At 68.8% G+C, this 12132-nt stretch carries 11 protein-coding genes and 1 pseudogene; 7 read left to right on the forward strand and 5 right to left on the reverse strand.

Translation table 11 applies throughout. From position 1 onward, the window contains the following. Window positions 1–16 precede the first annotated feature (16 nt). Complete coding sequence (locus OXS49_RS03890) at window positions 17–1201, forward strand: adenylate/guanylate cyclase domain-containing protein (RefSeq protein ID WP_243999691.1); 1185 nt, start codon at window positions 17–19, stop codon at window positions 1199–1201. Between the two features lie 315 nt (window positions 1202–1516). On the opposite strand, the gene eno is transcribed toward OXS49_RS03890, so the two are convergent. Beyond that, window positions 1517–2806 (reverse strand): phosphopyruvate hydratase, encoded by a 1290-nt coding sequence (gene eno / locus OXS49_RS03895; RefSeq protein ID WP_244004101.1) that lies wholly within the window; start codon window positions 2804–2806, stop codon window positions 1517–1519. 297 nt (window positions 2807–3103) lie between these two features. Here eno and queF point away from each other — a divergent pair, with 297 nt between their 5' ends. Further along, window positions 3104–3556, forward strand: a complete 453-nt coding sequence (gene queF / locus OXS49_RS03900; protein WP_267421984.1) for a preQ(1) synthase — start codon at window positions 3104–3106, stop codon at window positions 3554–3556. A gap of 75 nt (window positions 3557–3631) precedes the next feature. Here queF and OXS49_RS03905 read toward each other — a convergent pair whose 3' ends face one another. Beyond that, the gene (locus OXS49_RS03905) at window positions 3632–3973 is read right to left on the reverse strand and encodes a hypothetical protein (RefSeq protein WP_243927689.1); all 342 of its coding nucleotides are present in this window, start codon (window positions 3971–3973) and stop codon (window positions 3632–3634) included. Between the two features lie 328 nt (window positions 3974–4301). Between OXS49_RS03905 and OXS49_RS03910 the strand changes: the two are divergent. Continuing rightward, a pseudogene (locus tag OXS49_RS03910) lies at window positions 4302–4973 on the forward strand (class I SAM-dependent methyltransferase); the annotation flags it as partial. Between the two features lie 179 nt (window positions 4974–5152). On the opposite strand, the gene kdsA reads toward OXS49_RS03910, so the two are convergent. Continuing rightward, window positions 5153–6007, reverse strand: a complete 855-nt coding sequence (gene kdsA / locus OXS49_RS03915) for a 3-deoxy-8-phosphooctulonate synthase (protein WP_244004094.1) — start codon at window positions 6005–6007, stop codon at window positions 5153–5155. Between the two features lie 9 nt (window positions 6008–6016). After that, the gene (locus OXS49_RS03920) at window positions 6017–6508 is read right to left on the reverse strand and encodes a hypothetical protein (protein WP_244004092.1); all 492 of its coding nucleotides are present in this window, start codon (window positions 6506–6508) and stop codon (window positions 6017–6019) included. A 332-nt stretch (window positions 6509–6840) separates the two neighbouring features. Here OXS49_RS03920 and OXS49_RS03925 point away from each other — a divergent pair, with 332 nt between their 5' ends. Together OXS49_RS03925 and OXS49_RS03930 are read left to right on the forward strand one after the other, a co-directional pair. Further along, entirely contained in the window at window positions 6841–7626 is a 786-nt protein-coding gene (locus tag OXS49_RS03925; protein WP_267421987.1) for an FkbM family methyltransferase, read from the forward strand. 124 nt (window positions 7627–7750) lie between these two features. Then, window positions 7751–8761: an alpha/beta hydrolase gene (locus OXS49_RS03930; protein WP_267421989.1), complete on the forward strand. Its 1011-nt coding sequence runs from the start codon at window positions 7751–7753 to the stop codon at window positions 8759–8761. Between the two features lie 219 nt (window positions 8762–8980). Here the strand turns inward: OXS49_RS03930 and OXS49_RS03935 are convergent, their stop codons facing one another. Next, window positions 8981–10159 carry an amidinotransferase gene (locus OXS49_RS03935; protein WP_244004086.1) on the reverse strand — a complete coding sequence of 393 codons (1179 nt, stop codon included), beginning with the start codon at window positions 10157–10159 and terminating at the stop codon, window positions 8981–8983. Between the two features lie 210 nt (window positions 10160–10369). Between OXS49_RS03935 and OXS49_RS03940 the strand changes: the two genes are divergently transcribed. Both OXS49_RS03940 and OXS49_RS03945 read left to right on the forward strand, forming a co-directional pair. After that, complete coding sequence (locus OXS49_RS03940; RefSeq protein ID WP_244004084.1) at window positions 10370–11482, forward strand: HpnL family protein; 1113 nt, start codon at window positions 10370–10372, stop codon at window positions 11480–11482. After that, window positions 11473–12084, forward strand: a complete 612-nt coding sequence (locus tag OXS49_RS03945; RefSeq protein WP_267421995.1) for an ABC transporter substrate-binding protein — start codon at window positions 11473–11475, stop codon at window positions 12082–12084. The genes OXS49_RS03940 and OXS49_RS03945 overlap by 10 nt, the downstream gene beginning before the upstream one ends. The last annotated feature ends 48 nt before the right edge of the window (window positions 12085–12132 follow it).

Raw genomic sequence — 12132 nt, forward strand, 5'->3', positions numbered from 1 at the left:
AGGGCGAGCCTGAGAGATGGACCTGACGCATCTGAGGCGCTGGATCGCCGAACACGCCACGGCGACCGACGACCACGACACCCTGCTCTCCGGCTTCTGCGAGGCGCTGGTCGAGGCCGGCATCCCGGTCTGGCGGGTCAGCGTCATGGCGCCGGCCCTGGACCCGATGCTGCGTGGCGTCAGCCTCAACTGGCACGCGGGCGAGGGGATGTCGTTCGTGGCCAATGCCCACGGTGCCGACGAGGAGAGCGACTGGCTGCTGAGCCCGGTCTACGCCCTGGTGGAGACCGGCGAGACGTTCGGCCGCTGGCGCCTCGACGCCCCCGAGCTGGAGGCGGACTTTCCGGTCCTGAAGGCGCTGGGGGCGCAGGGCGGGGTCGACTACGTCCTGCACATCGTCGCGTTCGCCCCCGGCACGGCGCTCCAGGGCATCGCGGTCTCGTTCTGCACCCGCGAGGCTGCCGGCTTCACCGACGCGCACCTGTCGGCCATCGCGGACGTGCTGCCGTTCCTGACCCTGGCGATCGCCAAGATGGGCTTGGCCCACACCTTCCGCGAGGTGTCGGCCACCTATCTCGGCCGCTCCACCGCCGAGCGCGTCCTCGACGGCCAGATCCGGCGGGGCGAGGGACGCGCCGTGCCGGCCGCCATCCTGCTGACCGACCTGCGCGGCTTCACGGCCTTGGCCGACCGGGTGGATCCGGCCGACATGGTCGCGTGGCTCAACGAGCATTTCGACGCCCTCGGCGACCCGGTGGAACAGCACGGGGGCGAGATCCTGAAATTCTTAGGCGACGGGTTCCTGGCGATCTTTCCGGTGCCGGATGCCGGCACCCTCCCCTGCCCGGTCTGCGGCGGCGCCCTCGATGCCGCGACCGAGGGACTCGCGGCCAATGCGGCGCTCAATGTCCGCCGCCGCGCGGCCGGGCTGCCCGAACTCCCGGCCGAGTGCGTCGTGCATTTCGGGACGGTGATCTACGGCAATGTCGGCACCGCGCGGCGGCTCGACTTCACGATCATCGGACGGGCGGTCAACGAGGCCAGCCGGATCGAGAGCCAATGCGCGGCGCTCGGCCACGAACTTCTGGTGTCGGATGCCTTTGCCGAGCGGTGCGCGCGGCGCTTGGAGCCGGTCGGCACGATCGAGTTGCGGGGCCTGTCGCGGCCGATGCGGGTCTGGAGCGTGCCGGGGGAGCCCTAGGCGGGACCGGATTTTCCGGTGCAGGATGGGCCTTCCGCGCCTTTCCCTCCCCCCTCTGCGGGGGAGGGTGGCCCCTGCGTGAGCAGGGGTCGGGAGAGGGGAACCCGGCTTCCGGATTGGGTGGAGCAGGTTTGAAGGCGACAGCGTCGTCCTGTGCCGTTGCTCCCCTCTCCCGGCCTCCTTCGGGGGCCACCCTCCCCCGCAGAGGGGGGAGGGAGCGCGCGTCGCGGCGACGGGGTGTCTTGCCGGTGCCGTCGCAGACGTCCCAGCCCGGCCCCTACCCCGCGGAAGGAACCCAGAACCGATCCGCCGGATTCAGCGCCGCGCCAGCTGCTTCAGCGCTGACGGGCCGGCGTAAAGCGCCTGCGGGCCGAGGCCCTCCTCGATGCGGATCAGCTGGTTGTACTTGGCCAGTCTGTCCGAGCGGGCGAGCGAGCCGGTCTTGATCTGCCCGCAATTGGTGGCGACCGCGAGGTCGGCGATGGTCGAATCCTCGGTCTCGCCCGAGCGGTGCGACATCACCGCAGTGTAGCCGGCCCGCTGGGCCATATCGACCGCCGCCAGGGTCTCGGTGAGCGTGCCGATCTGGTTGACCTTGATCAGGATCGAGTTCGCCGTACCCTCCGCGATGCCGCGCGACAGGCGCTCGACATTGGTGACGAACAGGTCGTCGCCCACGAGCTGGCACCGGTCACCGATCTTCTCGGTCAGCAGCTTCCAGCCGGCCCAGTCGTCCTCCGACATGCCGTCCTCGATCGAGACGATCGGGTAGGCGTCGACCAGCTGGGCGAGGTAGTCGACCTGCGCCTCGATGGTCCGGCTCGTGCCCTCGCCCTCGTACGCGTAGGCGCCGTTCTTGAAGAACTCGGTGGCGGCGCAGTCGAGGGCGAGCGCCATGTCCTGGCCGGGCTTGAAGCCGGCGGCGCTGATCGCGTCCATCACGAAATCGAGGGCGGCCTCAGCGGACGGAAGATTCGGGGCGAAACCGCCCTCATCGCCGACATTGGTGTTGTGGCCGGCCTTCTTCAGCTTGCTCTTGAGGGTGTGGAACACCTCGGAGCCCATGCGCACGGCCTCGGCGAGCGAATCGGCGCCCACCGGCAGGATCATGAATTCCTGGAAGTCGATCGGGTTGTCGGCATGCGCGCCGCCGTTGATGATGTTCATCATCGGCACCGGCAGAACCCGGCCCTGCACGCCGCCGACGTAGCGGTAGAGCGGCAGGCCGGAGGCCTCGGCCGCGGCCTTCGCCACCGCCAGGGACACGCCCAGGATCGCGTTCGCGCCGAGCCGCGCCTTGTTGGGCGTGCCGTCGAGCTCGATCATCGCCTCGTCGATCGCGACCTGCTCCTCGGCCTCCATGCCGCCGATCGCGTCGAGGATCTCGGTCTGTGCCGCCTCGACCGCCTTCAGCACGCCCTTGCCGAGGAAGCGGTTCGTGTCGCCGTCGCGCAGCTCCACCGCCTCGTGGGCGCCCGTGGAGGCGCCCGAGGGGACCGCGGCGCGACCGAACGAGCCGTCCTCCAGGATGACGTCGACCTCGACCGTGGGATTACCGCGGCTGTCGAGAATCTCGCGGGCGCTGATATTGGTGATCGCGGTCATGGAACGTCCTCTCGCGGGGCCGCTTGTCGGCGGCGGCAGCCCCGATTCGGGGTGCGGCGCATCGCGGCGGCTTATCCGTCAAGCCGCGTTCGGCGGCAAGCACCGCCGTAGGCCAGGCCTGTGCACGTGTCGTGACAGGCGTCCCAAACGGGAGAGCGCCCGGTAGCGGGATCCCAAAGGGCTAGCCCTTTGGCCGGGGTTTGGGGGCAGAGCCCCCATGGACCAGGGCTCTGCCCCGGACCCGCAAAAGGGCTCAGCCCTTTTGAATCCAGAACTCTCCGGATCTATACCGCTGCCATGACCGCACCAGAGACGCTCCAACTCGGCCAGCCGACGCCGTTCCCGACCTCCCCCGAGGAGGCACGGCTCGACCGGGTCCCGAATCCGCACATGGATACCGACTACGTAGCCCGCTTCACCGCGCCCGAATTCACCTCGATCTGCCCCGTCACCGGCCAGCCGGACTTCGCCATCCTGGTGATCGATTACGTGCCGGGGGACTGGCTGGTGGAGTCGAAGTCGCTGAAGCTCTACCTCGGCGCGTTCCGCAACCACGGCGCGTTCCACGAGGACTGCACGGTGGCGATCGGCAAGCGGCTGCGCGACCTCTTGGAGCCGCGCTACCTGCGCATCGGCGGGTTCTGGTATCCCCGCGGCGGCATCCCGATCGACGTGTTCTGGCAGACGGGCGATGTGCCCAAGAACGCCTGGCTGCCCGATCCCGGAGTCCCGCCCTATCGCGGCCGGTGATGGGCCGCGGACCCCGCCAAACGAAAAGGGCGACCGGCTCGCGCCGGTCGCCCCTTCCCCGACGGTTGCCCGATCTCAGTAGCCGTAGCCGTAGTAGCCGTAGCCCGGGGCCGCGTAGCCGCCGCCGTAGACGGGCGCGTAGCCGTAGCCATAGGACGGGGCGTAGCCGTAGCCGCCGCCGTAGTAGCTGTCACGGGCCGCGCCGGCGGCGATCGCACCAGCCGCGAGGCCGGCGATGCCGAGGCCGATGGCGGCGCCAGTGCCGATGCCGCGACGGCCGCCGCGGTAGTAGCCGCCGTGACCGTAGCCGCCGTAGCCGCCATGGTAGCCGTAGGGACGTGCCTCGGCGCTGGACGTGGCGGCAACGCTGCCGAGGGCCAGAGCGGCGGCGGTGGCGATGATACCGATCTTGCGCATGATGTTCCTTCTCGATCCTCGATCGAACCTGCCCAATAACGTAGCCACAGCGGGACAGTTCCAAGTTCTCACAGGTCTTGGCGTGCGGCTCCGCACACAGTCGGTTTTATGAACCGCGGTTCATCATGCGCGATGCCTCGGCCGTACGGCGCTGCTCGCCGTTCCGAAGAGCGTCCGATCCGAAACCTTGCGAAAATATTCCGATGCGCGCGCATCTCCGCCCAAGCGGGTCGCCAATCCGCGACGGCAGAGACCGGCTCAGCGCGAAGCACGCCGAGATCGCCTCCGCCCGGTGCGGCCCGTATGATGGCAGACTTGGAGGACTGACCGCATGGATGCCCTGACTCTGATCCGCGAGACCTTCGCGCCGCTGTCCCGCAAGCGGATCCTCGACATCGGGTGTGGCGGCGGAACGCTTGCGAAGCGCCTGAGCGAGGACGGTGCTGCGGTGACCGGCATCGACCCGGGCGATGCGGCGCTTGCGCAGGCCCGGGCCGCCGTCCCGGAGGCGCAGTTCGAGGCCGCCTCGGGCGAAGCCCTGCCCTTCCCCGATGCCAGTTTCGACGGGGCCGTCCTGCTCAACGCCCTGCACCACGTGCCCGACCCCGCCGCCGCCCTCGTCGAGGCGGCGCGCGTGCTCGTCCCGGGCGGGTCGCTCGTGGTGGTGGAACCGCTCGCGGCGGGTAGCTTCTTCGATGCCCTTCAGCCCATCGAGGACGAAACTACGGTGCGCGCGTCCGCGCAGGATGCGATCGCGGCAGCCCTGTCCCGGGGCACGTTCGCGTGCCGTCGCGACGTCACGGTCGAGCGGCGGGAGAGTTTCGCGTCCCTCGACGCCTTCCTGACGCGGGTCTGCGCCGTGGACCCCGCCCGTGCGGCGACGGTCGAGGCCCGGCGCCCCGTCGTGGAGGCGGCGTTCGAGACGGCGGCCGAACGCGAGGCGGATGGCCGCTACGGCCTCGTCCAACCCCTGCGGATCCAGGTGCTGGCGCGTCCCTGATCGGGGTTTCGAAAGGGCGAGCCCTTTCGCGGGTCCAGGGCGGAGCCTTGGGACTCAGGGAGCCTTGGGACTCAGGGAGCCTTGGGACTCAGGGAGCCTTGGGACTCAGGGAGCCTTGGAACTCAGTCAGGGCTTTGCCCTGACGACCCACCAAAGGGCTCGCCCTTTGGGATCCCCGTCTACGCGGCGCGGGCCTTGGCCAGCTTATCGAAGGCTATGAGTTCGGCGAGCAGCGCCGGCATGTCCTTCAGCGCGACCATGTTGGGGCCATCGGAGGGCGCCCGGTCGGGGTCGGGATGGGTCTCGATGAACACCCCCGCCACCCCCACCGCCACGGCGGCCCGGGCCAGCACGGCGACGAATTCGCGCTGGCCGCCGGAACTCGCGCCCTGGCCGCCCGGCTGCTGCACGGAATGGGTCGCGTCGAACACCACCGGCGCGCCGCCCGTCACCTGCGCCATGATCGGCAGGCTGCGCATGTCCGAGACCAGGGTGTTGTAGCCGAACGAGGCGCCCCGCTCGGTGACGATGACATTGGGATTGCCGGCCTCCGTCACCTTGGCGGCCACGTGCTTCATGTCCCAGGGCGCGAGGAACTGGCCCTTCTTGATGTTGACCGCCCGGCCGGTCGCGGCCGCCGCCAGGAGCAGGTCGGTCTGGCGGCACAGGAAGGCCGGGATCTGGAGCACGTCCACCGCCTCGGCGGCCCGGGCGCAGTGCTCGGCCGCGTGCACGTCGGTCAGCACCGGCAGGCCCAGGGATTCGCGGATCTCTGCGAAGACCGGCAGCGCCTCGTCCAGGCCGACGCCGCGGGCGGCGCTGCCCGAGGTGCGGTTGGCCTTGTCGAACGAGGTCTTGAACACGAGTCCGATCCCGGCGCGCGCCGTCATCTCCTTGAGGGCTGCGGCGATCTCCAGGGCCTGGTTTCGCCCCTCCAACTGGCACGGGCCTGCGATCAGCGCGAGCGGCAAGTGGTTGGCGAAGCGCGTTTGGCCCACCTGGACGATGGGACCGGGGTGTTCGGGATTCGACATGGGTGCGGTCTAGCCCGCACGGCGGATCCGCGAAAGCCCGGTGCGGGGCGCGACACGGCAGACCGTGAGATCCTCCCGGAGGCCATCGGTCCGCGGGCCGGTCTCGCACAGCATCACCACGCGACCGGAGCTGCCGCGGCGCGGGGCGTTGGCCAGGAGGCTGGCCTGATGCAGGTTGAGCGCCAGCACCTCGGCGGCGGCGGGATCCGCCCCAGCGAGGGCCCGGGCCGCACGGCCGACCAGAATGAAATAGGCCTGGGACGGCTCCCGATCCCGGGAGGCCACGGTGATCCGCGCGGGCGCCCGGCAATCGAGGCTCATCCGCTCCGCGTCCTCTGCGCGGAACACCGCGTAGGGGCCGGCCCGGCCGGCGAGTGAAACGCCGGTGTCGTGGATCACCCGGGCGGCCAGGCGATCGCACGCATCCGCGGCAAGGACCGGAGCTGTGCTGAGGCCGGTCAGGATAGCAAGCGTTAAGATCGTTTTCGTGGTCCGTGTCATTGACTCGTTCCTAATCCTTTGCAAAAGCTCGTCATAGGCTTGGCCGCAAGAAGGACAAAATATACCGCGTTATGATTTGCTTGAATCGATCTTATCCGTCGATACATGCAGAATAATATTGGGTTGTCCTGAATACGGCCTCTGTATTTTGTTTTGGATGACTTCATCCGAGGTGGATAGTTCTTATCTGGTGCTGTTTATCAGCGATTCCTCCGGGCAGCGGCCTGGGCGGGACAGGCGGAATGCCACGCTGATCGATGAGTATAGGCCTGAAAGGTTCCGGAAATCCGCGGCGGACCGATCGCTCGGACGCGTATGTAGAGGAGTTGATCGTGGAAAATGAGCTTGGCATCGTCTTCAGGACGGTTTTGAGTGTCCGAGAGACGCTCGAAGGATCGATCGCGGAGATCAAGAGCCTCGTCGGTCCGGGCCAGGAGGCTCACGCCGAAGCGATCGACTTCCTCACCTTCGCGGCCCGGCGTGCGGCGCTCTCCAGCGCGCCGCTCCTGCAGGATCTCTGGGTCCTGTTCGAACTCGGAGAGAAGCGGAACGGCTATTTCGTCGAGTTCGGTGCCGCGGACGATCGGGGTGCCAGCACCACGCGCCTGCTCGAGAAACTCTATGGCTGGCAGGGGGCCATCGCGGAACCGGCACGCAGCCGGCACGAGAAGCTGCGCGCCGACCGGACCTGCTACGTCACGAACAAGTTCGTCTACACCGACGATGGCTTGAAGATCCTGTTCAACGACCCGGACAGTGCCGAGGATGCGTCGGCCGGAACCGCTCCGGGGACGGGCACGCGGCGGAGTGGAAGAAGGTACGAGGTCGAGACCGTCACGCTGCGCAGTCTTCTGCAGGCGGCGAATGCGCCGCGCACGATCGACTTCCTGAGCATCAACGCCGAGGAGGATACGCTCGACCTTCTGGAGGGCTTCGATTTTGCCGAACACGATGTGACGCTGCTCAGCGTCGCGCATACCGATCCGCAGCAGAACGAAGCGCTCGCCGAACTTATGACCCGGAACGGGTACGAGCGCCGGTTCGCGTCGTTCTCCATGTCCGACGCCTGGTACACCAAGCGCGATCAGGCTGCCGTGGCGCAGCCGGCCGCGGCTTGAGGTTGCTCCGCGCTGTCCGGGCCCGGTGGCTGACGGACCGGGCCCGCATCATGGACAGCGCCCTTCGAATGCCCGATCTGTGCCGGCGACGCGGCGCCTGACGCCGCTGGCACACGAGGCGGCCATGCTCCGACCCATCCTCGCCGCCGCGCTCCTCGCGCTGGCCTCCCCCGGCGCGGCGACGGCGGATCGTGTCGCCACCCCGGCCTTTGGACCGGAGCTGGAAGGGTTCGACTATCCCTTCCCGGTCAAGCGCTTCACCTTCCCATCGCAGCGCCAGACGCTCCAGATGGCCTATCTCGACGTGCCGGCCGAGACGCCGAACGGCCGCACCGCCGTGCTGCTCCACGGCAAGAACTTCTGCGCCGCCACCTGGGAGAGCCAGATCCGCGCGCTCAGCGCGGCCGGCTACCGGGTGATCGCGCCCGATCAGATCGGCTTCTGCAAATCGAGCAAGCCCGCCGCCTACCAGTTCACCTTCCGGCAACTCGCCGAAAATACGCACGCGCTGCTGGCGCAGCTCGGGGTCGAGCGCCCCATTCTGGTCGGCCACTCGACGGGCGGCATGCTGGCCGCCCATTACGCCCTGCTCTACCCGAAGGCGGTGGAGCGGCTCGTGCTGGTCAATCCCGTCGGCTTGGAGGACTGGAACGCCAAGGGCCTGCCGCCGATCTCCGTGGCGCAGTGGTATCAGCGGGAGCTGAAGACCTCGGCGGAATCGATCCGCGCCTACGAGACCGCGACCTACTACGCGGGTCAGTGGGAGCCCCGCTACGAGCCCTGGGTGACGATGCTGGCCGGACTCAACACCGGGCCCGGCGAGGAGGCGGTCGCTTGGGACTCGGCGCTCGTCTACGACATGATCGTCACCGAGCCGGTGGTCTACCGGTTCCCGCAAATCGCGGTGCCGACGCTGCTGATGATCGGCCAGAAGGACAACACGGCGATCGGCAAGGACCTCGCTCCGCCGGAGGTGCGGGCGAGTCTCGGCCACTATCCCGAATTGGGCCGGGCGGCCGCGCAGGCGATCCCGGGTGCGCGGCTCGTCGAGTTCCCGGATCTCGGCCACGCGCCGCAGATGTCCGACCCGGAGGGCTTCAACAAGGCGCTGATCGAGGGGATCGGGGCGCGGTGAGCGCGGATGGTCGCTGCCGCGGGCGGCAGATGTACACTTCTTAGTCTGACGCCGACGTCGTGAGCGATGGGCACTTTTCCCCTACCCCTTGCGGGCAGAGGTTAGGGGTGGGTGTGGTGCAGAAGGCACCCAATCGCTCGATCCTGCACCACCCCCACCTCCGGCTCCTCCCCACAAGGGGGAGGAGAGCTCCTCTGTGAGAAGCGGCCCGCTCGACTATCAAAAATACGACTTCAGCACACCCCGGCGGCGCACGTCGAGGGTCGCGCAGTGGAACGAGCCGCCGAACGGCCCGTAGCTCAGGAACGGCGCCGGGATCGGATCGAAGCCCCAATCCTTGAGCGCCTTGATCAGCGTCGGCTGGCTCTGGTCGACGACGATCTTCTTCTCGGTGATCGCGAGCACGTTGATCGAGGTCCAGGGCGAGCACATCGAGATCTTGCTCATGAAGCCCTCGACCGGGTCGGGGCGCGGGGCGATCAGCACGTCCCACTTCTTGAGCACGGCCGGCAGCTTCTCGACGTCGACGTAGTCGGGGTTCACCAGCACCTTGCCGGGGGCCAGCGGCATGAACGACGAGTCGATGTGCATCGGCTGCGGGCAGCGGCTCTCGATCTCGTGGATGCGGAAGCCCGGGCCGAGGTGGCGGCGCAGCCACTCGATGCCCATCAGGTTGGTCACGTTCGAGCGGGTGACGAACAGGTCCCGGCCGCAGCGGACGAAGTCGGCGGCGTCGAAGACCGGCTCGAACTCGTTGACCGTGAACTGCATGGGCTCGCCGGCCTTCAGGTTCGGCACCCGGTAATCGTAGTTGTAGAGGTCGTCGGTCAGCTGCGGACGCGGTGCCGAGGTCCAACGGGCGCCCGCGCGGAAATACTCCTTGAACAGCGACCGGTAGGCGTCGCCCTCGAAGTAGCGCGAGCGCCAGCACATCGGGCTCTCGATGATCTCGTCGCCGATGACGAGGTACGGGTCACGCGGGCAGGCCACGCAGAAGCCCCGGGAGGACCAGCGCGGCGCCTTGAACTTCTTGGAGAAGTCCACCGTGTCGGGGCGGCGGACCTTCACGCCCTCGCCGGCCAGGATGGTGATGAAGTTGTCGAGCTCGGCCTGGGCGAGCTTCTTCATGAACCCCGGATACTTCCAGCCGCTCGCAAGCCGGTAGAACGGCTGCGCGGCGCGCGGCAGATTGAAGATTACCGTCAGGTGATGGGTCGGGATCGTGGCGCCGTCGAGCGAGCCGACGATCACCTCCTCCAGCGGATCCCACTCGTTCCACGCCATCACGGGCGCGTGCGGGGCCGGCACGCCCGGCGCCGCTCCACCACCCGCATAATGGCCGGCATGCGTGTCGTCGCTCACGGCCTCGAGGGCCGTGATCGGTGATTCGCGCTCCATGACGTGTGCCCCTTCTGCGACGTGCCGCGGCCTTCTACGCAGGCGCTTCAGCGCCGCCGCCGCTTTGGCCCCCGGTGTGTTAAACGGGTGATAGACAGCGCTCATCCGTGCTGCAACGTGGCAGAAACGTTCTCGGCCCGTCGGACCTATTTCTGCCGCGACCGTGGCCGATTTCCCGCATCAAGCCTTTTGCGAGCTTGAAAGACGACAATGAAGCGCCTGACGACCTTGGCCTCGATCGCCGGTCTCTGCACGGTCGTCGGCCTGTTCATGTCCTCCGGTCTTGAGGATGTTTCGGCCGCCGTCGTCTCTGCCGGCTGGGGTACCGCCCTGGTGGTGCTGGCCCGCATCGTGGCCGTCGCCTGGGCGGGGCTCGGCTGGCACGTCGTGTTCCCCAGGGGCACCGCCAAGCTCGTCGATTGCGTGTCGCTGCGCTTCGTGCGCGAGGGTATCAATACGCTGCTGCCGGTGGCCACCGTCGGCGGCGATTTCGTCGGCGCGCGCCTCCTGTCGAAGCGCGGCGTGCCGGGCGCGCTCGCGGGGGCGAGCATGTTCGTCGACCTGATGACCCAGGCGCTGACGCAGCTCCTGTTCACCGTGCTCGGCCTCGCCCTGCTGATCGTGATCTGCGGCGACGGGCCGATCGCGCGGACGGTTGCGGGCGGTCTCGCCCTTGCGGTGCCGGCGCTCGGGGCCTTCTACCTGATCCAGCGCCGGGCGGGGCACCGCCTGATCCAGGGCCTTCTCAGCCGCTTCGCATCGGGCCGCGAGTGGCGCGCCTTCGGGGCGATCGACCAGCTCTACGACAGCCTGCGCCGCCTCTACGCCAATCATGGCCGCTTCGCCGCCGCGCTGGGCGTCCACCTGATCGGTTGGGTGATCGGGACGCTCGAAGTCTACGTCTGCCTGCACTTCATGGGCTACCCGATCGACTTTGCGCAGGCTCTGATGATCGAGAGCTTGGCCCAGGCAGTGCGCGGCGCGGCCTTCGCGGTGCCCGGCGCCCTGGGGGCCCAGGAGGGTGGCCTGATCGCCCTGTGCGGCCTGTTCAACATCCCGGCCGAGGCGGCGCTGGCCCTCTCGCTGGTCAAGCGCTTCGCCGATCTCGGGGTCGGCCTTCCGAGCCTGCTGCTCTGGCACCGGATCGAGACCAAGCTGCGCGCGGAAGCGCCGGAGGACGAGGAGCGCGAGGCGGAGGTGGACACCGCACGCAGCGCCAAGCGGGTGCCGCAGGCCGCGACGCTCGGGCCGTTCTACAGCTACGCCCCGCCCCGCATGGGCGCGCGGCTCGGCGAGGGCGAGGAGTTGAAGAAGTGCGCCTGACCCGACGGCTCGCGGCCGCCCTGATCGCCGTTCCCCTGCTCGTTCCGGTTCCGGCCTGGGCCGCGGATGATCCCGCCGTTCAGACGGTGCGCGACCTCTACGCTGCCTTCACGGCCGCCCTGAAGGACGGCCCGGCCCCCCTGCCCGTGCGCGTCGAAGCCGTGGGTCCGGCGATGGATAAGGCCTTCGATTTCCCCGCCATGGCGCGCATCGCCGTCGGTTCGAAATGGTCGAGCTTCACCCCGGAACAGCAGGAAGCGATCACCGACGCGTTCAAGCGCAGCTTGACCGTCACCTACGCCAACCGCCTCGCCCGCGCGGCCGGCGGCAAGTTCGACGTGACCCCGCAGGTCGAGGAGCGCGGCGCCCAGCGGGTGGTGGCGACCCGGGTGACTGCGGCGGACGGCGACGATTCCGCGGTCGACTTCGTCGTGAATGCCAATAACCGTATCCAGGACGTCCTGCTCAACGGCGACGTGAGCGAGATCGCGGCGCAGCGGACCGCTTTGTCGGCGCCGCTGAAGTCAGGCGGCGCGGACGGCGCCGTGAAGTTCCTGCGCCAGCGGGCCGACGGCATGCTCGCCGCCAAGCCCACGCCGTGAACGCCGCCGAGAGTGCCGCCATGAACCGGCCGTTCGCGGCCATCGCTG

This window comes from Methylobacterium sp. GC_Met_2, from assembly GCF_026540795.1.
Taxonomy (GTDB): Bacteria; Pseudomonadota; Alphaproteobacteria; order Rhizobiales; family Beijerinckiaceae; genus Methylobacterium.